Raw genomic sequence first — 23,585 nt, forward strand, 5'->3', positions numbered from 1 at the left:
CGGCGCCGCCGAGCAGTGTGCGGCGCGAGACGCCGGCCGCGTGCATGTCGAGGATTTCGTCGACCGGGATCCCGGTCCGTTCGGATCGGGCATGGGCGGCGAACAGGGTACGTAGACGGCTGGTGAGTTGGGTTCGGCCTCTGGAACTCATGGCTGACCTCCGGTCGCGGACGCCTGAGCTGATCTGCCGATATTTAAATCCTGCTTCAGTTAGACAGTCAAGGACTTCATTAAGCCGTAACAAAAGCCGGGTTGCTATCTGACCTTCGGTTCAGAAGGCGGCTGCCCACCAGCGAGCCGCCACCAGCTCCGCCACCAGCGTCTCGGTCAGCAGACGCACGTATGGGTCGTCGTCGCCGGGGTAGCGGACGACCGCCGCGGCCTCGGCGACGTCGGCACCGACCGCGACCACGGTGGCTGCCCGGGACCGAAGCCAGTCCAGCGCCGGCCGGTCGTAGCGCGAGCCGGGGAGGAGCAGCGCGCGGTAGTCGAGCGTCCTGGTGAGGTACACATCGACGTGGGACCAGTCGCCCGTCTCGCATCCGGCGGCGGGACGGCGGGGGCCCTCGCGGACCATCAACGCCGACTGCAACGCCGAGGAGAGCCGCTCCGCCGGCGCGAGGGTGTAGACCCCGTGCCGGCCATCGAGCAGATCGGCCACCGTTGGCAGCCATTCGTCGCGGCGGGCGAGCAGGTCCTCGGTGGCGTCGGCGGCGCGCCGCGCGAGGCTCGCGACGTCGCGCGGCTCGCCGCTCAGGCGGGCCGCCAGATCGAGCAGCAGCACCAGGGTGTGCTGAAAGGTGCGGCAGGCGACCCCGCCCTCCTCGGTGCCCCCATGCATCGGTACGACGAGATCGGCGACCCGGGCCAGCGGGGAGTCCGGCACGTTCGTCAGTGCGACCAGCGGCGCCGATCCCGCATAGCCGCTCGCCGCGTCGAGCGTCTCCTGGCTGGTCCCGCTCGCCGAGATGGCGACCACGAGGGTCCGCGGCCCGGGCGGCCAGGAGGCGTCGGTCGAGGCGTACTCGGCCACCGCGTCGAGGCCGGCCGCGCGCAGCCGCAGCGCCGCCATCTCCGCCGCGTAGCGCGAGCTGCCCATGCCCAGCAGGAGCACCCGGTCGACGGGCGCGGGCAGGCCGGCCCACGCGTCGCCGACGGTCAGGATCGAGGCCAGGTTTCGCAGGGCGGCCGGCTTGGCTTCCAGGTCGGCCAGGAACAGGCGCGGGTCCACGGTGCTCCTCGGTCTACTCGTACCACGAACGCAGGACGCCCATCGGCGCGTAGCGCCAGCGGGGCAGGAAACGGGCGGCGTAGCACAGTTCGCGGCACTCCTGTTCGACCTCGAACGGCCGCAGCAGCCGCTCGTCGAAGAGTTCCGCCATGCCCCGCTCGTCGAGGGTGCCGCGGTACGCGCCGAGCAGGTCGTCGGCGGCGCGGCGGCACCAGTCGGCCACGGCCGGCCGGTGCCGCTGCCCGGTCCGCCGGTTGGCGATCTCCCCGACGTGCAGCAGGCTCGTGCGCAACTGCGCGACGTCGCGGGCGGCCGGTTCGCGCAACGCGCCGCCGTCGGCTTCGGCGAGGGTCGGGTTGCCGTCGAAGTCGGTCACCGCGAGGCCGCCGCGCCAGCGCAGGATCTGACCGACGTGCAGGTCGCCGTGGGGCTGGATGACGTACGCCCGGTCGGCCTCCCGCGCCCGCCCGATGTCGGCGGCCAGCCGGTCCGCCCGGGCGGTGAACCAGTCGCCGTCGTCGTCCCCGGCGTCCGCCATGAGCCGGCGAGCCTGCTCGAGCACGGTCAGGCCGTCCGCCGCCCACGTCGGGTGCCGCACCTCGGTGACCGGCACCGGGATGATCTCGGACGGTGTGGCCAGGGCACAGTGCAGCTCGGCGGCCAGCACCCCGATCTCCCCGGCCCAGTCGGCCGGCGGTCCGCCGTCCAGCTGGGCGAGCAGCGCGTCGACGCACCAGTCCCACCCGTCGGCGGCGTCCGGCAAGAAGCCGGTCACGACGGCCGCGAGCCCGGCGTCGGGCCCGTCGCGGTAGACCGCCGCGTACGGGGTCGGCGTGCGGGTGAAGCCCGCGGCCACGAGGTGCGCCAGCAGATCCGGCGCCCGGTCGGGCGAGGGGCCGTCAACCGACGCGCGCATCCACTTCACCACGACCCGCTCGCCCACCACAACCGACGTGTTCGTCTGGTCGACGGTGATCATCCGTTCCTCGAGCGGGCCGGGGGCGAGCGGAACGTACCGGCGCACCCGCAGGCCGGCCGGGTCGCCGCCGCCGGCGATGGCCTCGACGAGCGCGGCCGATGCGCCCGGCCGAATGTGACGATTTGTTGAAGGCAAATTCAGTTTCCGACGTAAAAGTTAGCTACAAGAGGCGGCATGAGTCTTGCGTATGTTGACGCTCGTTGCAACACTCCGGTTCACCTGTCTCGACCCCCCGTCAGGAGTGCGGAGTGTTGCTGTTCAGCAGGACCCGGCGTGCCACCGTCCCGGCGGTCCTCGCCGCCGGGATCGTTCTCGCCGCGACCGCGTGCGGCGGCGGTGCCGACAACGCCCGCACCGCCGGCCCGGACACCCTCGACCCGAATGCGGACCTGAGCAAGCAGACGCTCACGGTCTCCAACTGGGACGGCTACATGCCGCAGGAGCTGCCCGAGAAGTTCAAGGCGGCCAAGGGACCCACGGTCACCGTCACCAAACACGCCACCAACGAGGAGATCATCGCGAAGCTGACCGCGGGCGGCGACAGCCACATCGACGTCGCCTTCGTCTCCGGCCAGTTCGCCCAGGCCCTCAACGCCCAGGGCCTGCTCGAGCCGATCCACGCCGATCTCGTGCCCAACCTCAAGAACCTCTACCCCGAGGCCGGGCAACTGGCCTACGACAAGGGCAACACCTTCTCCGTGCCGTACACCTGGGGCACGACCGGCCTGTGCTACCGCACCGACCTGGCCGGCTACACCCCGGACAGCTGGGAGGACCTGCTCACCCCCAAGCCGCAGGTGGCCAAGAAGGTGACCATGATGGCCACCGAGCGGTGGCTGATGCTGCCGGCGCAGAAGTCGCTCAACTTCTCCGCGAACACCACCGACACCAAGCAGCTCGAGCAGGTGAAGCAGCAGCTGCTCGCGGCGAAGAAGACCCTGCTGGCCTACGACGACACGACCTTCGGCGACCGGCTCAAGTCCGGCGAGGCCGCGCTGGTCGAGTCCTGGGACGGCTGGTGCCCCACCGACGACTCCAGGATCAAGTTCGTGGTGCCCAAGGAGGGCAGCGACCTCTGGGTGGACACCATGGTCATCCTGAAGACGTCGAAGAACAAGGAGGCCGCGCACGCCTTCATCAACTACATCCTGGACGCCGACAACCACTCCTGGGCCGCCACGAACATCCTGTACAAGGTGCCCAACGCGGCCGCCATGGCCAAGGTCGACGCCAACGTGCTGGAGAGCCACCCGCAGCTGCGGATGACCCCGGCCGAGCTGCTCAAGAACGAGGTGCCGGTCGACCTCGGCGACGCCGCGCCGACCTACACCCGCATCGCGACCGAGGTCTCGGCCGCATAGATGGCCACGGCTCGCACGTCGCCGCCGGCCGCCCGACGCGAACGCATCGTCGGGCGGCTGGCCACGCTCGGCCCAGGACTGGGCTACCTGACGGTGTTCATGCTCGTGCCGCTCGCGCTCGTCCTCAGCTACACCCTGTTCCACCGCGGTCGTTTCGGCGGGATCGTGTACGAGGCCTCGGCGGACAACTACACCCGGGTCGCCGACGGGCTGTACCTCGGCGTCATCTGGAACTCGGTGAAGCTGGCCGCAATCACCACGCTGCTTGCGCTGCTGCTGGGCTACCCGACCGCATACCTCATCGCGCGGCTTCCCCGCACCTGGCGGACCGTCGCGCTCGTGCTGGTGGTCCTGCCGTTCTGGACCAACTTCCTGATCCGCACGTACGCATGGATCATCTTGCTCAACAGCGAAGGGGTGATCAACCGGGTCCTGTCCGGGCTCGGACTCATCGCCCGGCCGCTGGAGCTGCTCTACACCCAGGGCGCCGTCGTCGGCGGCCTGCTCTACGCCTACCTGCCGCTCATGGTGCTGCCGCTGTACTCGGCGATCGAGCGCCTGGACCCGCAGCTGCGCGAGGCCTCGGCGAACCTGGGCGCGCGTCCGGCGCGGACCTTCTGGTCGGTGACCCTGCCGCTCACCCTGCCCGGTGTGCTGACCGGCTGCGTGTTCGTGTTTGTGCCCAGCCTCGGTAACTTCGTCGTCCCCGAGCTGCTCGGCGGCGGGCGCACGGTGATGGTCGGCAACCTCATTCGCGACCAGTTCCTCAAGGCGCGCGACTGGCCGTTCGGCTCGACGCTGGCGCTCATCGTCATCGCCCTGCTCGTGCTGCTACTCATGGCGCAGGCTTGGATGGCTCGCCGGCTCACCAACGGGGGAAGCCGTGCGTAGATTCAGCTGGCTGCACATCCCGGCCGCGGTGACATACCTGTTCCTGTACCTGCCGATCGCGGTCCTCGTGGTGATGTCCTTCAACGCCGCCGACACCCCGTACCGGTGGGACGGGTTCGGCACCGCCTGGTACGGCCGGCTGTTCGCCGATCAGGCGGTGCGCGAGGGGCTGGTGAACACGCTGCTGGTCGCCGCCGGCGCGACCGTAGTGTCGAGCGTCCTGGGCACCCTGCTCGCCGTCGGCCTCGCCCGCCACACCCGCTCGAAGCTGCTCGACGCGATCGCGGTGGCGCCGGCGGTACTGCCCGACATCGTGCTCGCCATCGGCCTGCTCGCCTTCTACACCGCAGTGCAGTTCACGCTCGGCCGGCACTCCATCCTGCTGGCGCACGCGGTGTTCGGCACCGCGTTCGTCGCCGCCGTGGTCCGCACCCGCCTGGCACACGTCGACGGGTCGCTGGAGGAGGCTTCACGCGATCTCGGCGCTACGTCGCTGCAGACCTTCGTGCGCATCACGCTGCCGTCGCTCGCGCCGGGCATCATCGCCGGTGCGCTGCTGGCCTTCACGCTGTCCATCGACGAGTTCGTCATCGCGTTCTTCACCGCGGGTCCGCAAAACCCGACGCTACCCATCGTCATCTATTCCATGGTGCGCTTCGGCGTCACGCCCGAGATCAACGCGCTGGCCACGATCCTGCTCGCGGTCAGCTTCACGTTCGTGATCGTCGCCCAGCGCCTGTCCCGCCTCACGGAGTCGCTGTGAACGAACCTCTGGTCCGCATCGATGCCGTCAGCCGGCGCTTCGGCGAGGTCCGGGCACTCGATCAGGTAAGCCTCGAGATCCGCCAGGGCGAGTTCTTCGCCCTGCTGGGCCCGAGCGGCTGCGGCAAGACGACCCTGCTGCGGATCCTCGCCGGCTTCGAATACCCCGACAGCGGGTCGGTGACTCTCGACGGCGCCGACCTGCTGGCCGTGCCGCCGCACCGGCGCCCGGTCAACCTGATGTTCCAGTCGTACGCGCTGTTTCCGCACATGAGCGTGGCGAAGAACATCTCGTACGGGCTGGAGCGTGAACGGCTGCCGAAGGCGGAGATCCGCGAGCGGGTGGACGCCGTGCTCACCACCGCCGGCCTCACGGGACTGGCCCGGCGCCGGCCGCACCAGCTCTCCGGCGGCCAGCGGCAGCGCGTCGCCCTGGCCCGGGCGATCGTGAAGCGGCCGCGGCTGCTGCTGCTCGACGAGCCCCTCTCCGCGCTGGACAAGAAGGTGCGCGCCGAAATGCAACTCGAGCTCAAACGGCTGCAGCACGAGGTGGGGATCACCTTCGTGGTCGTCACCCATGACCAGGAGGAGGCGATGTCACTGGCCGACCGGATCGCCGTGCTCAGCGAGGGCCGGGTGCGCCAGATCGACGCGCCGGTGCCGCTGTACGAGCGCCCCGCCGACCTGTTCGTGGCGGACTTCATCGGCGCGAACAACCTCGTCACCGGGGTGGCCGCCACGGACGGCCTGCACGTGCCCGGCGTCGGCGTGCTGCCCTGCCGGGTCCCGGCGGCCAGCGTCGGAGCGAGCGCGACCCTGGCGGTACGCCCGGAACGGGTGCGGCTGGGCTGCGGCGACGGGCTGGCCGGCGTGGTGGCCGACGTGACGTTCTTCGGCGGCACCACCCGGGTGGCGGTGCGGGTCGCGGGACTCGACCGGCCGCTGTTGGTCACGGTTGCCGGCGCCGCCCCGGTCACCCTCGGCGAGCAGACCGGGGTGGGATGGTCGGTGTCCGACGCCATGCTGCTCGGGCAAGACTGAGCCGTGCCCGAGCCTACGTTGTGGTGCGCCGGGTCCGCCGGGGCCGGGCCGGCTCTTCCTGTGCGGTCAACGGGTTCCCCGTGACCAGGCGCGCGTACGACACGATCAGCTCGACCGCCTCCGCCGCGCGCAGGGTCGGGTGGCGGGCCACGATCCGGTAGCCGTAGGCGTCCTCGAGCGCGACGAGATTGCGGGCGATCGTCTGCGAGTCCGCCGCGAGCGTGAACACGCCCTGCGCCGCGCCGAGCTCGAGGATCGTCTGGTACATGGACACCTGCCGGTCGTACAGCGTGGTGAGCAGGGCGGCGTAGACCCGGTTGCGACCGGCCGCGCCGCCGAGCTCGCACAGCAGCCGCACGTCGGCGTCGTCGGCGTCCGTGGGCAGTCCGGAGCGGATGGTCATGACCAGCTTCTGGACCGGGTCGGCGATGTCGGCGATCCTCTTCACGCGCAGCTCGTAGAAGCGCTCCATGCCGGCGTGGTGCGCATCCAGCAGCAGGTCGCGCAGGTCCGGGTAGTGGTAGAGCACCGCGCCGGAGGTGAGGCCGGCCTGCTCGGCGACCTGGTTGAGCAGGACCGTGTCAGTCCCGTGCTGGATCATCGCCCGGCGGGCGGCCTCGATGAGGTCCTGGCGGCGTTCGGAACGGGACTTGCGGGAGGTCATGCGGCACCGATCCGGGGTACGACGTCAACAGGTTGCACACCACCATAGTGCCCGCATATTGACTGCCGAGCGACGACCTTGTTGAATCTCGCTTCAACAAGAACGTTGGGAGAGGCGATGTCCCGGTTGACGGTCCTGTTCATGCCCGAGAGCGCGTACGGTCCCACGAACAACTGCATCGGCATCGGCGACGTCCTGCGCCGCCGTGGGCACCGCGTGGTGTTCGCCGCCGAGGCGTCGTGGCGGGGGAAGCTGACCGCGCTCGGGTTCGACGAAGACCTCGTCGACCTCGCCCCACCGGCGGAGCACGCCGAAGAGCAGGACGCCGGCCAGTTCTGGAAGGACTTCATCCGCGACACCGCCCCCGAGTTCCGCAAGCCGACGATCGAACAGCTCGAGACCTGGGTCAAGCCGGTGTGGGCGGAGCTCATCAACGGCGCCCGGTTCTGCCAGCCCAGGCTGCTGGAGATCATCGCCAGGGTCCGGCCGGATGTCATCGTCGAGGACAACGTCGTGGCGTTCCCGGCGCTCAACACCGCCGGCGTGCCGTTCGTCCGGATCGTGTCCTGCAACCCGCTGGAGATCAAGGGCCCGGACATCGCCCCGGCCTTCTCCGGCTACCCCGCCGCCGACCGGTCCGGCTGGGCCGCGTTCCGATCCGAGTACGACCGCGTCCACCGCCCGGTGTGGGAGGAGTTCGACGCCTGGGTCCGTGAGCAGGGCGCGCCGGGCCTGCCCGACCTCGAGTTCATCCACGAGGGCGACCTCAACCTGTACGTGTACCCGGAGATCGCCGACTACACCGACGCGCGGCCGCTCGGCCCGACCTGGCGGCGGCTCGAATCCTCGGTTCGGGAGACCGACGGCGAGTTCGCCATGCCGGAGCAGCTCGCCGGCCGCGATGGCGCACTGATCTACTTCAGCCTCGGCTCGCTCGGGTCCGCCGACGTCGAGCTGATGCGGCGGGTCATCGACGCGCTGGCCAAGACGCCGCACCGGTACATCGTCTCCAAGGGTCCCCTGCACGCCGAGTTCGAGCTCGCGGACAACATGTGGGGCGCGGAGTTCCTGCCGCAGGCGAACATCATCCCGCTGGTCGATCTGGTCATCACGCACGGCGGCAACAACACCACCACCGAGGCGCTGCACTTCGGCAAGCCGATGGTGGTGCTGCCGCTGTTCTGGGACCAGTACGACAACGCCCAGCGGGTCGACGAGCTCGGCTTCGGGGTGCGCCTGGACCCGTACCGCTTCACCGACGAGCAGTTGCACGGCGCGATCCAGCGCCTGCTGGCCGACGACGGACTGCGCGGCCGCCTCGCGGCGCACGGTGCGGCGATTCGGGCCACCGACGGCCTGCGGCACGCCGCCGACGCGATCGAGCGGCTGGCTGGCGCGACCGGGACCGCTCGATGACCGAGCGGTACGCCGCAGCGGCCCCCAACGGCTCCACGTCCGCGTCCCTGGCAAAGGCCCGGCGAGCCCTCGCCGACGCCGCGCCGGCCGTGTTCTGGACCGACCGCGCCGACGCGCCGCAGTCCCGGCCGCGGCACACCGGCGCCGGCTCCGCCGACCTCGTGGTGATCGGCGGAGGTTTCACCGGACTGTGGACGGCCATCCTGGCCAAGCAGGAAAATCCCGCCGCCGACGTGGTACTGCTGGAGGCCCGGCGGATCGCCTACGGCGCCTCCGGACGCAACGGCGGCTTCGTCTCCGACTCGCTCACCCACGGCCTGTCCCACGGCCTGTCGCGCTGGCCGGACGAGCTGACGACGCTGGTCCGGCTCGGCCGCGAGAACCTTGCCGCGATCGCCGACACCGTGCGGCAACACCATATCGACGCCGGTCTCAGATTGTGCGGCAAGACGACCGTCGCAGTCGCGCCGTACCAGCTCACCGAGCTCACCGCCCTGGCCGAACTGCACCGGTCGTACGGTGACGACGCCACGCTGCTCGACGGCGAGCGGATGCGCGCGGACGTGGCGTCGCCGACCTACCTCGGCGGCGTCCGCGTGCGCGGCACCGGCGGGCTGGTCGACCCCGCCCGGCTGACCTGGGGGCTGGCGCGGGCCGCCGAGGCACTCGGGGTGAGGATCCATGAGGACACCAGGGTCACCGGCTTCGACCGGGGCCGCGGTGGCGTGACGGTGCGCACGGCCGACGGCCGGATATCCGGCCACCGGGTGGTCATCGGGACCAACGCCTACCCGCCGCCGCTGCGGCGGCTGCGCCACTGGATCCTGCCGGTCTACGACTACGTGCTCGTCACCGAGCGACTCAGCGACGCGCAGCGGGCGGAGCTGCGGTGGCCGCAGGCGCAGGGACTCACCGACGCCGGCAACCAGTTCCACTACTACCGCCTCACCGACGACAACCGCGTGCTGTTCGGCGGGTACGACGCCGTCTACTGGTTCGGCAACCGCGTCGACGAGGCGCTCGAGCAGCGCGACGCCACCCACCGCCTGCTCGCCCAGCACTTCGCGCAGACCTTCCCGCAGCTCGACGGGGTGCGGTTCACCCACCGCTGGGGTGGCGTGATCGACTCAACCACCCGCTTCACCCCGATGTTCGGCACCACCCGCGACCGCCGCATTGCCTACGCCGTCGGCTACACCGGGCTCGGCGTGGCCGCCTCCCGGTTCGGCGCCCAGGTGGCCCTCGACCTGCTCGCCGGGCGGGAGACGGAACGGACCCGGTTGCGGATGGTGCGCCGGCGGCCGGTTCCGTTCCCGCCGGAGCCGCTGCGCTTCCCGGTCGTGGAACTGACCCGCGGCGCACTCGCCGCCGCGGACCGGCGCGACGGGCGCCGTGGCCCGTGGCTGCGCCTACTCGATCGATTCGGCGTCGGATTCAACAGCTGAGGAGCTGACGTGGCAGTACTGACGAACCCGGCGACCGGTGCCGTCATCGACGAGATCCCGGATACCCCCACGGCGGACGTCGCCGCACGGGTGGCGACGGCGCGGGCCGCCTTCGCGCAATGGCGCGAGGCCACCCCGGCGGAACGGGCCCGGGTCCTGCTGCGCCTGGCCGACCTCGTCGAACGCGACGCTGAGGAACTGGCCCGCCTCGAGGTCGAGGAGACCGGCAAGCCGGCGCCGGTCATGACCGACGGCGAGCTGCCGTTCGGCGTGGACAACCTGCGCTTCTTCGCCGGCGCCGCGCGGTCGCTGGACGGGACCGGCGCCGGCACGCTGTCCGCCGGCTACACGTCCATGCTCGTGCGCCGGCCCGTCGGGGTCGTCGGTTCCATCGCGCCGTGGAACTTCCCACTCGTCATGGCGATCTGGAAGATCGCTCCCGCTGTGGCCGCCGGCAACGCGGTGGTCATCAAGCCCGCGCCCCAGACGCCCCGCACGACCCTGGCCCTGGCCCGCCTCATCGAGGAGGCCGGGGCACCGGCTGGCCTCGTCCAGGTGGTCACCGGCGGCGCCGACGTGGGCGCGGCGTTGGTCGAGGACCCGGGCGTGGACATGGTCAGCGTCACCGGGTCGACCCGCACCGGCCGGGAGGTGATGCGCGGCGCCGCGACCCGTCTCAAACGCGTGCACCTCGAACTCGGCGGCAAGGCGCCGGCCATCGTCTTCGACGACGCCGTGCTGTCCGAGATGGCCTCCGGCGTGGCGATGGGCGCCACCTACAACACGGGCCAGGACTGCACCGCCGCCACGCGGGTCTACGTCCAGCGACCGGCCTACGCCGATGCCGTCGCGGCGCTCGAGGCCGCGATGGCGAAGATCCGTACCGGGGATCCGTGGTCGGCCGAGACCGACATCGGTCCGCTCATCTCGGCCGGCCACCGGGACCGGGTGGCGGGCTTCGTGACCCGGGCGATCGCCGACGGGGCGACCGTCGCGCTCGGCGGCTCGCCCGCCGCCGGTCCCGGGTTCTTCTTCCCGCCGACCCTGATCCTCGGCGCCGACCAGCGCAGCGAGATCGTCCAGGGAGAGGTGTTCGGACCCGCCGTCGTGGTGCTGCCCTTCGACGACGAGGACGAGGCGGTACGGCTGGCCAATGACGTCGAGTACGGCCTGGCGTCCTCGGTGTGGACCCGCGACGTCGCCCGCGCGCTACGGACCGCCCATCGGCTCGACGTCGGCGTGACGTGGATCAACGACCACCTGCCGATCGCGTCCGAGGCCCCGCACGGCGGGGTCAAGAACTCCGGGTTCGGCAAGGACCTCAGCCAGGAGTCGCTGGCCGAGTACTCCGTCACCCGGCATCTCATGATCAAGCACGCGGCGCCCGCCGCGCGCGACTCCTTCCGCCCGGCCTGATCGGTGGTCCCGATGACCGCGCGCAGGTATGGCGACGTCCGCGCAAGGTACGCAGTGACCGTGGACACCTTGCTATTCCTACCTGACCAGTGGTTATGATCCGCGCCATGCGTCCCGCGACCCTCATCCTCACGGCTGGGCTCACCTGCGTCCTGGCCGCCGCAGCCGGCTGCGCCCCCGTCGACGACACGACGGCGCCCGCCGGCTCGGCCGGCGCCTCCGGCGCGGCTGCCGCTTGCGCGCCTGCCCAGCTCAAGACCGTGACCGCGGGCAAGCTGACCGTCGGCACCGACGATCCCGTGTACCCGCCGTGGTTCGCCGACAACAAGCCGGAGAGCGGGCAGGGCTTCGAGTCCGCCGTCGCCTACGCCGTGGCCGGGAAGCTCGGCTACGGCAAGGAGCAGGTGGCGTGGACGCGGGTGACGTTCAACAACGCGATCGCGCCCGGGCCCAAGGCGTACGACTTCGACATCAACGAGTTCTCCATCACCGACGAGCGCCGGCAGGCCGTCGACTTCTCCTCGCCGTACTATGACGTCACCCAGACCGTCATCGCGCTGAAGAGCTCCAAGATCGCCGGTGCGAAGACGCTCGCTGATCTCAAGGGCGCCAAGCTCGGCGCGCAGGTCGGCACCACCAGCTACCGCTCGATCACCGAGGTCGTGAAGCCGTCGGCGCAGCCCGCGGTGTTCAACAACAACGACGACGCGAAGAAGGCGCTGCAGAACGGCCAGATCGACGGGCTCGTGGTCGACCTGCCGACGGCGTTCTACGTCACCGGCGCCGAGATCGACGGCGCCGTGATCGTCGGGCAGCTGCCTCAGACGTCCGGCACCCCGGAGCAGTTCGGCCTGGTGCTGGACAAGGGCTCGGCGCTGACGGCCTGCGTGAGCCAGGCCGTGGACGCGCTGCGTTCCGACGGCACGCTGAAGAACCTGGAGCAACAGTGGCTGTCGGCGACGCAGGGCGCCCCGACGCTGTCCTGATGAGCACTCCGTTACCGGCCAAAAGCCCGGTCCAGCTCGAACGCGAGGCGTACCGCCGCCGGCAGACAATCCTGTCGGTGGCGGTCGCCGCCGTCTCCACCGTCGTCGTCGTGGTGGCGCTGTACTTCGGCATCACCGGCGCGCCCGGCTGGCAACGGGTCAAGGACAGCTTCTTCGACCTGCACGCCGCCCGGGACGCGCTGCCGGACGTGCTGCGCGGCCTGTGGCTCAACGTGCGACTGCTCATCTTCTGCGCCGCCGGAGCACTGCTGCTGGGGCTCGGCGCGGCGCTGCTGCGCACGCTGCGCCCCGCCGTGTTCTTCCCGCTGCGCGCGCTGTCGACCGGCTACACGTACAGCTTCCGCGGTGTGCCGCTCATCATCACGATCTACGTGCTGGCCTTCGGCGTGCCCGGGCTGCGCCTCTCCGGCACGCCGACGGTGCTGGTTCTCGGCGGCATCGCGATCATGCTGACCTACGGCGCGTACATCGCCGAGGTCTTCCGTGCCGGGATCGAGTCGGTGCACCCGTCGCAGCGCGCGGCGGCGCGCTCGCTCGGCCTGACCTATGCGCAGACCATGCGGCACGTCGTGCTGCCGCAGGCGGTCCGCCGGGTCGCCCCGCCGCTGCTCAACGACCTCGTCGCCATGCAGAAGGACGTCGGGCTCGTCTCGCTCGCCGGGGCGATCGACGCGGTACGCGCCGCGCAGATCGCGACGGCGAAGAGCTACAACTTCACCCCGTACATCGTCGCGGGCGTGCTGTTCGTCCTGCTGGCGATTCCGCTCATCGCCGTGACCGACTGGGTCACCCTGCGGGCGGCGCGCCGCCAATCCGGAGACAACCGCCTGTGACCGCCGTCCTGTCCGTCGACAACCTGCACAAGGTGTTCGGCACCCGCCCGGTGCTGCGTGGGGTCTCCCTCGACGTCGCCGAGCACGAGGTGGTAGCGCTCATCGGCGCCAGCGGCTCGGGCAAGTCGACACTGCTGCGCTGCATCAACCTGCTCGAGCCGGTCGACGACGGCACGATCCGCCTTGACGGGGAGGACATCACCGATCCGCGGGTGAACCCGGACCGGGTCCGCCGCCGCATCGGCATCGTGTTCCAGGCGTTCAACCTGTTCCCGCACATGTCGGTCCTGGACAACGTGACCCTCGCCCCGCGCCGGGTGCACCGCCTGCCGGCCGCGCAGGCGCGCGAGCAGGCGATGGCGCTGCTGGCGCGGATCGGCCTCGCCGAGCTCGCCGGCGCGTACCCGGACCGGCTCTCCGGCGGCCAGCAGCAGCGGGTCGCCATCGTGCGGGCGCTGATCAACAAGCCCCGGCTGCTGCTGCTCGACGAGGTGACGTCGGCGCTGGACCCGGAGCTCGTCGGCGAGGTGCTGGCCCTCATCCGCGACCTCAAGGCCGACGGCATGACGATGCTGCTGGCCACGCACGAGATGGGCTTCGCCCGCCAGGTGGCCGACCGGGTGTGCTTCCTCGACGGCGGGACGCTGGTCGAGGACGGGCCGCCCGAACAGGTCCTCGGCGAGCCCCGCGAGGCCCGCACCCGGCAGTTCCTGCGCCGCGTCATCGAGGCCGGCCGCCTCTGAGACCGTCCCCGTCCCGGACCGACCCGTCCGGGCAGACGCAATTGCGCCGCCGGCGGCCGGGGTACGACGCATACCCGGGCCGCCGGCGGGATCGAACTTCTCGTTATCCGAGGCCGCTGCGCATCGCGGTGATCAGCTCGCCGTTGCTGGTGTCGCCGGACATCTCCCAGAAGAAGGAGCCGGCGAGGCCCTGGCTCTTGGCGTAGCTCATCTTGCCGGCGATGGTGCTCGGCGTGTCGTAGCTCCACCAGTTGCTGCCGCAGTACGCGTAGGCGGTGCCGGCCACGGTGCCGTTCGCCGGGCAACTGGACTTGAGGACCTTGTAGTCCTCGATGCCCTGCTCGTACGTGCCGGGCGCCGGGCCGGTCGCGCTACCGCCGGGGGCGCTCTGCGTGACGCCGGTCCAGCCGCGGCCGTAGAAGCCGATGCCGAGTAGCAGCTTGCTCGCCGCAATCCCCTTGCTCTTGAGCTTCTGGATCGCCGCGTCGGAGTAGAACCCGGGCGTCGGGATCCCGCTGTAGGACGTCAAGGGAGAGTGGGGCGCCGTCGGGCCCTGCGGCGCGAAGGCCCCGAAGTAGTCGTACGTCATGACGTTGTACCAGTCGACGTACTGCGCCGCGCCGCCGTAGTCGGCCGCGTCGATCTTGCCGCCGCTGGTCCCGTCCGCGGTGATCGCGGCGGTGACCAGGCTGCCGGAGCCGAAGCGGGACCGCACCGCCGACATCAGGGTCCGGAAGCTGGCCGCCCCGCTGCTGTCGCAGGTGAGGCCGCAGGCGTTCGGGTACTCCCAGTCGATGTCGATGCCGTCGAACACGTCAGCCCACCGCGGGTCCTTGACCAGGTTGTAGCACGAGTTGGCGAACGCGGTCGGGTTCGCGGCCGCCTGACCGAAGCCGCCGGACCAGGACCAGCCGCCGAACGACCAGACCACCTTGAGGTTCGGGTACTTCCGCTTGAGCTTGCGCAGCTGGTTGAAGCTGCCGCGCAGCGCGCCCGCGTCCCACGTGTCCGCGACACCGTCCACACTGGACGCCGCGTCGTAGAACCGGTCGTAGTCGGCGTAGCTGTCGCCGATCGCGCACTGGCCGTTCGTCACGTTGCCGAAGGCGTAGTTGATGACGTTCAGCTTCGCGGCGGTACCGCTGGTGTCGATGTTCTTGACGTGGTAGTTGCGGGCGTAGACACCCCAGTCGACGAAGTAGCCGACGACCCGGTTGCCGCCTCCGCCACCGCCGCCGGACTGCGTCGTGGCCGAGACCTGGTTGCTGGCCGCGGAGAGGTTCCCGGCTGCGTCGCGGGCCTTGACGGTGTAGGTGTACGTGGTGCTGGCGGCGAGTCCGGTGTTGGTGTACGAGGTGCCGGTGACGGTTGCGATGGTCGTGCCGCCGCGCAGGATGTCGTAGCCGGTGACGCCGACGTTGTCGGTGGAGGCGTTCCACGACAGCGAGACGCTCGACGAGGTAGTGCCGGTGACGGTCAGGCTCCCGGGCGTGCTCGGCGGCGTCGTGTCGCCCCCGCCGGTGCCCTGCGTGGTCGCCGAGACCTGGTTGCTGGCCGCGGAGAGGTTCCCGGCCGCGTCGCGGGCCTTGACGGTGTAGGTGTACGTGGTGCTGGCGGCGAGTCCGGTGTTGGTGTACGAGGTGCCGGTGACGGTTGCGATGGTCGTGCCGCCGCGCAGGATGTCGTAGCCGGTGACGCCGACGTTGTCGGTGGAGGCGTTCCACGACAGCGAGACGCTCGACGAGGTAGTGCCGGTGACGGTCAGGCTCCCGGGCGTGCTCGGCGGCGTCGTGTCACCGCCGCCGCCACCGGTCACCGCGATGGCGGAGACGGTCGCGTAGTTGGCGCCGCCGTTCATGTTGAACTGTACGTTGAGCTGACCGTCGCTGACGGTCGTGCTGAAGGTGCGGTCGCACGCGGTGAGCGAGCCGCAGGACGCGAAGATGTCGAACGCGCTCAGCACCGTCACGCCCTCGATGCGCACGTCGAACTTGCGCTGGCCGGCCGCGTTGGCCCAGTCCTCCACCATCTTCAGTGTGACCTGGTAGGTGCCGTTGGGAACGTCGAACTTGTAGCCGGCCCAGTTGCTGAAAAGGTTGTACGTCTGGTACAGCGCGTCGTCGGTTGTGCCGGCAATCGGCGAGGCCGTCGACGAGCCGCCGTACAGCGTGTCGTAGCCCCAGTTGCCGGAGCTGTACGCGTGATCCGCCGACCAGGTCGCCGCGGCGCTGTCGGTGAACGCCGGTCCGCCGGCGTTGACGCGAATGGGCGCGGTCGCCGCCGCGGCCGCGTTCGGAAGGGCCACCAGGCTGGCGGCGACGGGCAGTAACAACGCGGCGGCCGCCACGGCGGCCGTGCGCCTGAACGAGGCTCGATTCCTCATGCCGTGCTCCGTAAGGGGGTGTGGGAGGGGTCGGGTCGGCAGAGCACTACCGGAAACAAAGTTACTTAATTGAAGAACGGTACTCACGCCCAGCCGCTCGTCAATACACCGCGGGTCGAGCCGGCAGGGTCGGGGTGGGGGCAGCCCGTCTGCGGTGACGCGGCGGCACGGGGCGGATCGCGCTGCCGCTGGCGGCGCGCGGCGTCGCCGTGCACGGCATCGACCTGCCGCGGGCCATGGTCGCCAGGACGCGGGTAGCCACGGCCGCGATCCTGCCACGTCTACGCCGGCGCACTGATCTGCCCCATGCGGGCGCGATGCAGCGTTCGAGGCGGGCGACACTGGGCCGTGCCGTTGATCGCGGGTTGGGTGTTCGAGGACAACGTGGTCCAGTTCCTGAGGCACGCCAGAAGGTACATCGGGTATGGGTATGACGACCTCGACGAGGTGGCGCTGACCGGTGCCCTCGAGGACACCGACGACGAGTCGACCAACGGCTGGTTCAGCTACCCGTTGGCAGGAACGCCGTCGCTTGTGGTGCATCTCGCCCAGGCCGTCGGCGGAAGTGTGGTCAGCATTCGACTGGAGGGCGACGTCGACGCGATCCTGGCGGCCCGGTTCGAAACACTCTTCGATCTGCTGTAGCCGGACCGACGACGATGTCCGCAATGCAGGTGCCGTCCTCGGCCCAGGCGACCCCGCTTCCCCGCCGCTCGATGTCTGCGAGGCGGTCGCCCTCATGCTCGACGTCTTCATCGACCAGGCGCCCGTCGCGGAACATCCGCAGTCGGCCAGACCATTCCCGGAAATCTGCAGGGTGAGTGCTCAAATCGACAGGTGTCTGGACCGTAGCCGCCACCAGGGCCGCCTTCTCCGACGTGTCGAGGCGTGCCATCCACGCCAGGAGCAGCGATTGATGATATTCAACGCAATTTCTCAGCGTTCGCTGGCGGCGAGCGCGGTCGCCAGCCAAGTACCGCCAGTAAGGCGCCAGGTATTAACACCCCGGAACGGCGCCTCCGAAATTGTTGCACCGGTGCCGATCTTGAAACCTACGCTATAGGCCTTGATCAACAGACTGCAGGCCTGCAGTCCGGCGGCGGACGTTCGGCCGCCAGATTCTCCGCTAGTGGCTCTAACGCTGTTGGCCCGCACCTGCCTGAGCTCCTCCTCGGACAGGATTCCTCTGCCGGTCTTGTCGACCGTGACGTTGGCAGCGCTGCTCGTCGTTGGCATTGCGGTCGGGGTCGACGCGATGCCGCCAGTCGTGGGACTGGGTTTGGGCGCCGCGTTCACGGTCGCTGCGGAGACCAAGATGCTCGTCAGGCCGAGCAGCGCGGCCGTAGTTATACGGCCAATAGAAACTCTTCTGACTTGATGTAGCACTGCTACCCCCGTGTAGATGAGATACCGAAATGCACCAGCACACTACGACCAAACCACGCAATTAATAGATGCTCGTCACATAGATAACCTACGTAGCCGACGCAAGATGAGGCAGCCGCAGGCCGCACTGCCGAAACACCAATGAAGTGGTAAACTTCACTGACTGCATAGATGGTTGCGAGCCTAGTGGGCCGTGTTGGTTGTGAACTTCACCTCGTAAAAGTCGGTTTCGTAGTGGTACCAGTAGACCACCAGATTGCCGTCCGACTGGACCGCCATAACCACCTCGTAGGCGTAAGGCGTACAACAGGTGTTCGTCGCGCCGAGCACCGCGCCATTTTCGCTGTACTGCACGAAATTGCCATCCAACCCTTGGAGGTAGCTGTAAGAACGGTTCGTCTCCACGTAGTATGGAGAGCCCATGCTCCATCTTGGGACGCCGTTTTCGTCGTACAGTACGATGCTCTGTGAGTGTGAACTAACTACCAGGTTCGACTTGCCAATTCGGCAGGAGTCCCCTGCCGCGAAGTAGCCGTCCAAAATGAAGAAGGCACGGACGCCGTAGAAGTTGTTCACAAACCGTATGTTGTTGCGGTTATTGGTGTGAAGCTGACAATATTCATTATTATTGTTGGGGTTGAAAATTTTTGACCAGAGCTGATATCCAGATGGGTAGCCGGCGTGTGCGGTTGCGGCCTGACCAATTGCGGCCACGGTCGCCGCCATTAAGGCGGCGACCATAATGCGAAACCAGCGCATCTCAAATCCCTTCGGTGAGGCGACGGAAGGTCGCTCGCATCAGCCTGAATCAATGGACTAGCAGGCGCGGCGAACTCTAGTTGCCCGCCCTATATTCTGGCTATCTTCGGCCTATCGTTCGGCTCTGCTCGCGCGCAAACACTACGGGGCGGCCGTGCGACAAAGCTGGTGCGGGGTTGGGGAAGTATCTGTCACCGCTAAAGCGGAAACCCTAAAAGCATTCTTTCTACTCGGGTTCGTCGGGGGCGCGACCGTCGCTCCCGCCAGGAATCCCGGCCTCCGCGTGTGGTCACGGTCTTTGCCTCCGGCGGCTCCTCCGGAGGGGAACCTCGGTGTCCCGGTGGCAGCCGCCAGGCAAGCCCAACAGGACACCGCCCGGGGATGCGGACCGGGGTGGCGCCAGGGTAGTACGCCTTGTGGTCGTCGGCCGTGGTGGCGACGGTGACGGGGTCGTATCCGGCGGCGCGGGCGGTGTGGTCGCGCAGGCCGGTGCCGGCCACGACGCGGTCGAAGACTTTGACGGCCTGGGTGCCGAGTGACCCGGCGAAGGTCGCGTTGCCGCCGGTGGCGTTGGTGCCGGCGACGCGGCCCTGTTTGTGCGCGGTGCTGCCCAACGGCAGATACACATGCTGGTCGAGGAGCCGGTGATATGTGTGCACGCAGTCGCCGGCGGCGTAGACGTCAGGCAGGCTGGTGCGCATGCCACGGTCGACGGCGATCGCGCCGCGCACGCCGAGCGTTACCCCGGCGCGGGCGGCGAGGCCGGTGTCGGGACGGACGCCGGTCACGACGAGGACGACGTCGCTCTGGTGGTCGCCGGCGTCGGTGCCGACGACGAGGCCGCCGCGGGTGCGATCGATGGTGTGGACCTTGGTGCCGGTGTGTACGGCGACGCCGCGCTCGCGCAGGTGCTCGGCGAGGGGTTCGGCGAGTTCCGCGTCGACGGTTGGTATGACCTGGTCGACCTGTTCGAGGAGCGTGACGGTCAGGCCGCGGGTGGTCAACGCCTCGGCCATCTCAAGGCCGATGTACCCGGCGCCGACGATGACCGCCCGGGTGGCCCCGCGGTCGGTGATGGTGCGCAGGATGGCGAAGGTGTCGTCCATGGTGTGCAGGACGTGGACGCCGTCGGCGGGGCCGAGCCGGTCCAGGCCGTCGATCGGCGGGATGACCGGGACAGCACCAATACCGATGACGAGCCGGTCGTAGCCGACCACCGCGGTCGCGCCGTGCGGTGTGGTGGCGGTGACGGTGACGGTGTGCGCATCGGCGTCGATGGCGGTGGCGCGGTGTTCCAGGCGCAGCTGGAGACCGGCGGCTTCGAGGTCGCCGGTGCTGCGGTGGGCGAGGTTGCGCCACTCGGGGACGTCGCCGGAAACGTGGTAGGGGATCCCGCAGACGGAGAAGTTCGGGTACCGGTCGGCAACCAGGAGGGTGACGTCGGCGGTCGGGTCGAGTTCGCGGGCGCGCAGCCCGGCGCTGATGCCGGCATCGCTGCCGCCGATGACGAGCAGGCGCATGTGATCGGCCCTTTCGGGAAGGCAGGCAAGAACCGCCGCCGGGGAGGACCTAGCCCGGCGGCGGAGCGCGTGAACGGGTCGTCAGCCGGTGGTGACGGGCAGCTCGGTCATGAGCTGCTCGACGCGGCGGCGGATCTCGTCGCGGATCGGGCGGACAGCCTCGATGCCCTGGCCGGCGGGGTCGTCGAGTTTCCAGTCGAGGTAGCGCTTGCCGGGGAAGACGGGGCAGACGTCGCCGCAGCCCATGGTGATGAGCACGTCGGAGGACTCGGCGGTGTCCCAGTCGAGCTTGCGCGGGGTGTTGGCGGTGATGTCGATGCCGACCTCACGCATGGCCTCGACCGCGACCGGGTTGATCCGATCGGCCGGTTCGGAGCCGGCGGAACGAACCTCGACGGTGTCGCCGGCGAGGTGGCGCAGCCAGCCGGCGGCCATCTGGGAGCGGCCGGCGTTGTGCACGCACACGAACAGGACAGAAGGCTTGGTGCTCATGCGGTGGTTCCTCCGAAGATGGCAGTGCGGTCGGTGGTTCAGGAACGTACGGACTCGCCGTCGGGGTGGACGACGACGTCACCGGCGGCGCTGCCGACGGACGGATAGAGCGCGAGGAGCAGCCCGACCCCGACGGCCAGGCCGACGAGCTGCGCGACGATGAACCCCGGCACCGAGGACGGCGCGATCCCGGCGAAGGTGTCGGTGAACGCCCGGCCGATCGTCACGGCCGGGTTCGCGAAGCTCGTGCTGCTGGTGAACCAGTAGGCGGCGCCGATGTACGCGCCGACCGCCGCGGGTGCGACCGAGGCCCGGCCGGACCGCGCCAGGGCGAAGATCAACAGGAGCAGGCCCGTGGTGGCGACGACCTCACCGAGCCACAGATCGGTGCCGGTGCGGTGCTTGGCGGCGATGTCGACCGCGGGCAGCTTGAACATCAGGTCCGCCAGGACGGCGCCGCCGATCGCCCCGGCCGTCTGGGCGCCGATGTAGCCGCCGAGATCCTGGGCTGACAGGCCGGTGCCGGTGCGGCGGCCGAGGAACCAGTCCACGGCCGACACGACCGGGTTGAAGTGCGCGCCGGACACCGGGCCAAAGGTCAGGATGAGCGCGCCGAGCGCGAACGCGGTGGCGACGGAGTTTTCCAGGAGTTGCAGGCCGATGTCGTCGCTGAGCCGGGTGGCCATGATGCCGGAGCCGACGACGGCGGTGACGAGCAGGGCGGTGCCGACGAACTCGGCGAGCAGCCGGCGCCACAAGGTGGGGTTCACGTGCGTAGCAGTCCCGTCTGGGTGATTAGTTGGCGGGGATTTCGAGCTGGGCGAGCAGCATGCGGACACGGCGTTCGAGCTCGTCGCGGATCGGTCGGACGGTGGTGACGTCCAGCCCGGCCGGGTCGTCGACGTCCCAGTTCTCGTAGCGGGTGCCGGGGAAGACCGGGCAGGCGTCGCCGCAGCCCATGGTGACCACGACGGTGGCGGCGCGGACGATCTCGTCGGTCCACGGCTTCGGGTACTCGTCGGTGATGTCGATCCCTCGCTCTGCCATCGCGGCGACCGCGGCCGGGTTGATCTCCCGGCCGGGCTCGGACCCGCCGGACCAGGCAACGGCACGGTCGCCGGCGAGGTGGGTGAAGAACCCCAGCGCCATCTGCGACCGGCCCGCGTTGTGCGTACACAGGAACAACACGACCGGCTTGCCGTCGTGGTGGTGGCCTTCGACGCGGGCCAGGGCGTGCAGCCGCTGCCGGGCGAAGCGCTCGGCCAGCAGCGGCAGGAAGTTCGGCACGCTCGATAGGCTGGCGAACTGCTCGTAGCTGGTGTGCAGGAACCGTTCGATGGTCTCGGCGCCGTAGGTGCCGTCGAACTCCCGCGCCAGCCGCTGGGCCGCGGTGCGCAGCGCGAGCTGCTGATCGACGGACAGGTCCGGGTGGTAGAAGTACGCAAGCGACTCGGTCATGACGAAGACTCCAAAGGTCATTCGGGGCAGCGCTGGGCGGGGGCGACGGCGGGCGCCAGGCGGGTGATCCGGTCGGCGAGATCGCTGTAGGCGGCCTCGAACGCCGCGTCGGTGTCGACCCGGACCGGGTCCGGCACAGACCAGTGCAACCGCGGATGCACGGGCGCGGCCGGGCCGGCGAGGTCCTCGTGGGCGTTGTCGCAGACCGCGATGACGAGGTCCCCGTCGTGCACCACGTCGGTGACGTACGCGGTCCCGGCCGCGTCCAGGGCCAGGCCGTGGCGGTGCGCGACCTTCACTGCCCGCGGGTGGACCCGTTGCGCCGGGCGCCCGGCGGAGGCGACCGGGCCGCCGACCCGGTCACGCCACAGCGCGGCGGCCAGCTGCGAGCGGGCCGAGTTGTGGGTGCACACGAAGACCACACGCTCGGCGGCGCCGAGTGCGGGCGGGGCGAGGGAGGCGAGGACCTCCGGGACGAGACGGAGGTAGGTGCGGCGGCGGTCGCCCTCGGACCGGGTCCGGGTGACGAGGCCGGCGCCCTGCAGCACCTTGATGTGGTGCGCGACGAGGTTGGTCGGCAGGCCGAGGGCGTGGCCGATCTCGCCCGGCGAGGCGTCACCGAGGACGAGGGTGTCGACGATGGCGAGGCGGGCAGGATCGCCGAGCGCGGCGCGCGCCCGGGCCCGCACCTCCACTGACGAAAACTCAGCGTTCATTGACTCAATGAGTGCTGAACTATTGACCGATCGTCAAGGAGCGTAGCGTGGCGATATGTAGCCATGCTAGCTATGTGGAGGTCGTGATGCGCGTCTTCGGGCTCGAGGTGCCGGATGCCGGTCCGGTGTTCGTCGTCGCGCTGGCGGTGCATGTCGGTGCCGGGCTGACGTGCGTGGTGTGCGGCACCGTGGCGTGCGTGGCCCGCAAGGGTGCGGGCCGACATCCGCGGTGGGGGCGGGTGTACCTGTGGGGGCTCGGCACGGTGGCGCTGACCGCGGTCGTGCTGGCGGCGGTGCGCTGGCCGGCTGACAACCACCTGCTGGCGACGGCGGTGGTGGCGGCCGGGTTGGGGGCGGTCGGATGGGCGGCACGACGCCGGCACCGGCCGGGCTGGCCGCTGCGGCACGCGGCCGGGATGGCCGGGTCGTTCGCGGCGCTGCTGACCGGCTTCTACGTGGACAATGGCCGGCAGCTGCCGGTGTGGGACCGGCTGCCGCCGCTCGCCTCCTGGCTGCTGCCCGGGGCGGTCGCGGCGGTGCTGACCTGGCGGGCGCTGCGCCGGTTCACCGCGCTCAGCGGCTCGCCGCGGCCAGCCGGGCCACCTGCCGGCCCGCCAGCGCCGCCGCGCTGAGCCGCAGCCCGCTGCCGGCCGCGGCGAGCAGTGCTAACCCGCCGGGCACGCCCGCGACCAGGACCGTACCGAGCAGCAGCACGTCGCCGGCGACACAGGCCAGGACCGCCGCCTGCACGGCTGGCGCGGCGAGCCGCTCCACCCGCGAACCGGCACGACGGCGGCCCGCGGCGAGCGCGAGCACGGCGGCCGGGACCGCAACCGCGAGGAGGACCGGGTACGCGGGCACGGCCGCGAGCGCCGCACCGACCCGGCCGGCCCAGCCCGCACCGGACCCGACCGGCGCCGCACCCACCCACAGCATCCCGACCAGCGGGCCGACGCACAGCAGCCCGAGCGCGACCCGGTGCGCGGACTCGGCTAGCAGCTGCCGGGCGAACGCCGCCGCGACCACGCCCGGCGGCCCGGACTCGCCGATCGCCACTGTGGCGGCCGCGGCCGGGTCGGCGC

21 protein-coding genes and 3 pseudogenes are annotated in these 23,585 nt (G+C 70.3%); 12 read left to right on the plus strand and 12 right to left on the minus strand.

The features are described 5' to 3' along the window. Positions 1–271 precede the first annotated feature (271 nt). On the minus strand, positions 272–1,231 hold the full coding sequence (locus ABD352_RS20835) for an SIS domain-containing protein (RefSeq protein ID WP_344614099.1): 960 nt from the start codon (positions 1,229–1,231) through the stop codon (positions 272–274). 13 nt (positions 1,232–1,244) lie between these two features. Then, a complete protein-coding gene (locus ABD352_RS20840) occupies positions 1,245–2,345 on the minus strand; it encodes a hypothetical protein (RefSeq protein ID WP_344614100.1) in 1,101 nt (366 codons plus the stop codon). A gap of 113 nt (positions 2,346–2,458) precedes the next feature. On the opposite strand from ABD352_RS20840, the gene ABD352_RS20845 reads away from it, so the two are divergent. Genes ABD352_RS20845 through ABD352_RS20860 form a run of 4 tightly spaced genes read left to right on the plus strand, consistent with a single transcriptional unit; the run spans position 2,459 to position 6,265 of the window. After that, positions 2,459–3,571 (plus strand): polyamine ABC transporter substrate-binding protein, encoded by a 1,113-nt coding sequence (locus tag ABD352_RS20845; protein WP_344614101.1) that lies wholly within the window; start codon positions 2,459–2,461, stop codon positions 3,569–3,571. After that, positions 3,572–4,462, plus strand: a complete 891-nt coding sequence (locus ABD352_RS20850) for an ABC transporter permease (RefSeq protein ID WP_344614102.1) — start codon at positions 3,572–3,574, stop codon at positions 4,460–4,462. Beyond that, on the plus strand, positions 4,455–5,225 hold the full coding sequence (locus ABD352_RS20855; RefSeq protein WP_344614103.1) for an ABC transporter permease: 771 nt from the start codon (positions 4,455–4,457) through the stop codon (positions 5,223–5,225). Before ABD352_RS20850 ends, ABD352_RS20855 begins: the two co-directional genes overlap by 8 nt. Then, on the plus strand, positions 5,222–6,265 hold the full coding sequence (locus ABD352_RS20860) for an ABC transporter ATP-binding protein (RefSeq protein WP_344614104.1): 1,044 nt from the start codon (positions 5,222–5,224) through the stop codon (positions 6,263–6,265). The genes ABD352_RS20855 and ABD352_RS20860 overlap by 4 nt, the downstream gene beginning before the upstream one ends. 13 nt (positions 6,266–6,278) lie before the next feature. Here ABD352_RS20860 and ABD352_RS20865 read toward each other — a convergent pair whose 3' ends face one another. Continuing rightward, entirely contained in the window at positions 6,279–6,929 is a 651-nt protein-coding gene (locus tag ABD352_RS20865) for a TetR/AcrR family transcriptional regulator (RefSeq protein ID WP_344614105.1), read from the minus strand. A 117-nt stretch (positions 6,930–7,046) separates the two neighbouring features. On the opposite strand from ABD352_RS20865, the gene ABD352_RS20870 reads away from it, so the two are divergent. From ABD352_RS20870 to ABD352_RS20895, 6 genes are all read left to right on the plus strand, one after another. Then, a complete protein-coding gene (locus ABD352_RS20870; RefSeq protein WP_344614106.1) occupies positions 7,047–8,345 on the plus strand; it encodes a glycosyltransferase in 1,299 nt (432 codons plus the stop codon). Further along, positions 8,342–9,790 carry an NAD(P)/FAD-dependent oxidoreductase gene (locus ABD352_RS20875; protein WP_344614107.1) on the plus strand — a complete coding sequence of 483 codons (1,449 nt, stop codon included), beginning with the start codon at positions 8,342–8,344 and terminating at the stop codon, positions 9,788–9,790. Before ABD352_RS20870 ends, ABD352_RS20875 begins: the two co-directional genes overlap by 4 nt. Before the next feature lie 9 nt (positions 9,791–9,799). Beyond that, a complete protein-coding gene (locus ABD352_RS20880) occupies positions 9,800–11,206 on the plus strand; it encodes an aminobutyraldehyde dehydrogenase (protein ID WP_344614108.1) in 1,407 nt (468 codons plus the stop codon). Between the two features lie 107 nt (positions 11,207–11,313). After that, entirely contained in the window at positions 11,314–12,192 is an 879-nt protein-coding gene (locus ABD352_RS20885) for an ABC transporter substrate-binding protein (protein WP_344614109.1), read from the plus strand. Then, a complete protein-coding gene (locus ABD352_RS20890) occupies positions 12,192–13,046 on the plus strand; it encodes an amino acid ABC transporter permease (RefSeq protein ID WP_344614110.1) in 855 nt (284 codons plus the stop codon). Before ABD352_RS20885 ends, ABD352_RS20890 begins: the two co-directional genes overlap by 1 nt. After that, a complete protein-coding gene (locus tag ABD352_RS20895) occupies positions 13,043–13,789 on the plus strand; it encodes an amino acid ABC transporter ATP-binding protein (protein ID WP_344614111.1) in 747 nt (248 codons plus the stop codon). The genes ABD352_RS20890 and ABD352_RS20895 overlap by 4 nt, the downstream gene beginning before the upstream one ends. A gap of 103 nt (positions 13,790–13,892) precedes the next feature. Here the strand turns inward: ABD352_RS20895 and ABD352_RS20900 are convergent. After that, positions 13,893–15,088 (minus strand): annotated as a pseudogene (locus tag ABD352_RS20900) (glycoside hydrolase family 18 protein); the annotation flags it as partial. Positions 15,089–15,101: 13 nt separating this feature from the next. Next, a pseudogene (locus ABD352_RS20905) lies at positions 15,102–16,172 on the minus strand (malectin domain-containing carbohydrate-binding protein); the annotation flags it as partial. 348 nt (positions 16,173–16,520) lie between these two features. Between ABD352_RS20905 and ABD352_RS20910 the strand changes: the two are divergent. Beyond that, entirely contained in the window at positions 16,521–16,817 is a 297-nt protein-coding gene (locus ABD352_RS20910) for a hypothetical protein (RefSeq protein ID WP_344614112.1), read from the plus strand. 924 nt (positions 16,818–17,741) lie between these two features. Here ABD352_RS20910 and ABD352_RS20915 read toward each other — a convergent pair. The 6 genes from ABD352_RS20915 to ABD352_RS20940 all read right to left on the minus strand — a co-directional run bounded on the left by ABD352_RS20915 (position 17,742) and on the right by ABD352_RS20940 (position 22,503). Next, positions 17,742–18,317 (minus strand): hypothetical protein, encoded by a 576-nt coding sequence (locus ABD352_RS20915; RefSeq protein WP_344614113.1) that lies wholly within the window; start codon positions 18,315–18,317, stop codon positions 17,742–17,744. Positions 18,318–18,514: 197 nt separating this feature from the next. Further along, on the minus strand, positions 18,515–19,837 hold the full coding sequence (locus ABD352_RS20920) for an NAD(P)/FAD-dependent oxidoreductase (protein WP_344614114.1): 1,323 nt from the start codon (positions 19,835–19,837) through the stop codon (positions 18,515–18,517). Between the two features lie 81 nt (positions 19,838–19,918). Beyond that, positions 19,919–20,329, minus strand: coding sequence for an arsenate reductase ArsC (locus tag ABD352_RS20925; protein WP_344614115.1), 411 nt, complete (start codon positions 20,327–20,329; stop codon positions 19,919–19,921). Between the two features lie 38 nt (positions 20,330–20,367). After that, on the minus strand, positions 20,368–21,099 hold the full coding sequence (locus ABD352_RS20930) for an aquaporin (protein WP_344614116.1): 732 nt from the start codon (positions 21,097–21,099) through the stop codon (positions 20,368–20,370). A 25-nt stretch (positions 21,100–21,124) separates the two neighbouring features. Then, positions 21,125–21,787, minus strand: a complete 663-nt coding sequence (locus ABD352_RS20935; RefSeq protein ID WP_344614117.1) for an arsenate reductase ArsC — start codon at positions 21,785–21,787, stop codon at positions 21,125–21,127. Between the two features lie 17 nt (positions 21,788–21,804). Continuing rightward, entirely contained in the window at positions 21,805–22,503 is a 699-nt protein-coding gene (locus ABD352_RS20940; RefSeq protein ID WP_344614118.1) for an arsenate reductase/protein-tyrosine-phosphatase family protein, read from the minus strand. 74 nt (positions 22,504–22,577) lie between these two features. Here ABD352_RS20940 and ABD352_RS20945 point away from each other — a divergent pair, with 74 nt between their 5' ends. Next, the gene (locus ABD352_RS20945) at positions 22,578–23,135 is read left to right on the plus strand and encodes a DUF2306 domain-containing protein (RefSeq protein WP_344614119.1); all 558 of its coding nucleotides are present in this window, start codon (positions 22,578–22,580) and stop codon (positions 23,133–23,135) included. Here ABD352_RS20945 and ABD352_RS20950 read toward each other — a convergent pair. Beyond that, positions 23,077–23,585, minus strand: a pseudogene (locus ABD352_RS20950) (hypothetical protein); the annotation flags it as partial. The gene ABD352_RS20945 and the pseudogene ABD352_RS20950 overlap by 59 nt on opposite strands.

The sequence above is a fragment of the Dactylosporangium salmoneum genome (genome assembly GCF_039532525.1).
Lineage (GTDB): Bacteria > Actinomycetota > Actinomycetes > Mycobacteriales > Micromonosporaceae > Dactylosporangium > Dactylosporangium salmoneum.

Bases quoted from the DNA above. Each gene is read 5' to 3' on its own strand.
- ABD352_RS20890 (WP_344614110.1), top strand. From the start codon at position 12,192: ATGAGCACTCCGTTACCGGCCAAAAGCCCGGTCCAGCTCGAACGCGAG.
- ABD352_RS20870 (WP_344614106.1), top strand. From the start codon at position 7,047: ATGTCCCGGTTGACGGTCCTGTTCATGCCCGAGAGCGCGTACGGTCCC.
- ABD352_RS20915 (WP_344614113.1), bottom strand. From the start codon at position 18,317: ATGCGCTGGTTTCGCATTATGGTCGCCGCCTTAATGGCGGCGACCGTG.
- ABD352_RS20935 (WP_344614117.1), bottom strand. From the start codon at position 21,787: ATGACCGAGTCGCTTGCGTACTTCTACCACCCGGACCTGTCCGTCGAT.
- ABD352_RS20875 (WP_344614107.1), top strand. From the start codon at position 8,342: ATGACCGAGCGGTACGCCGCAGCGGCCCCCAACGGCTCCACGTCCGCG.
- ABD352_RS20865 (WP_344614105.1), bottom strand. From the start codon at position 6,929: ATGACCTCCCGCAAGTCCCGTTCCGAACGCCGCCAGGACCTCATCGAG.
- ABD352_RS20925 (WP_344614115.1), bottom strand. From the start codon at position 20,329: ATGAGCACCAAGCCTTCTGTCCTGTTCGTGTGCGTGCACAACGCCGGC.
- ABD352_RS20850 (WP_344614102.1), top strand. From the start codon at position 3,572: ATGGCCACGGCTCGCACGTCGCCGCCGGCCGCCCGACGCGAACGCATC.
- ABD352_RS20920 (WP_344614114.1), bottom strand. From the start codon at position 19,837: ATGCGCCTGCTCGTCATCGGCGGCAGCGATGCCGGCATCAGCGCCGGG.
- ABD352_RS20885 (WP_344614109.1), top strand. From the start codon at position 11,314: ATGCGTCCCGCGACCCTCATCCTCACGGCTGGGCTCACCTGCGTCCTG.
- ABD352_RS20940 (WP_344614118.1), bottom strand. From the start codon at position 22,503: ATGAACGCTGAGTTTTCGTCAGTGGAGGTGCGGGCCCGGGCGCGCGCC.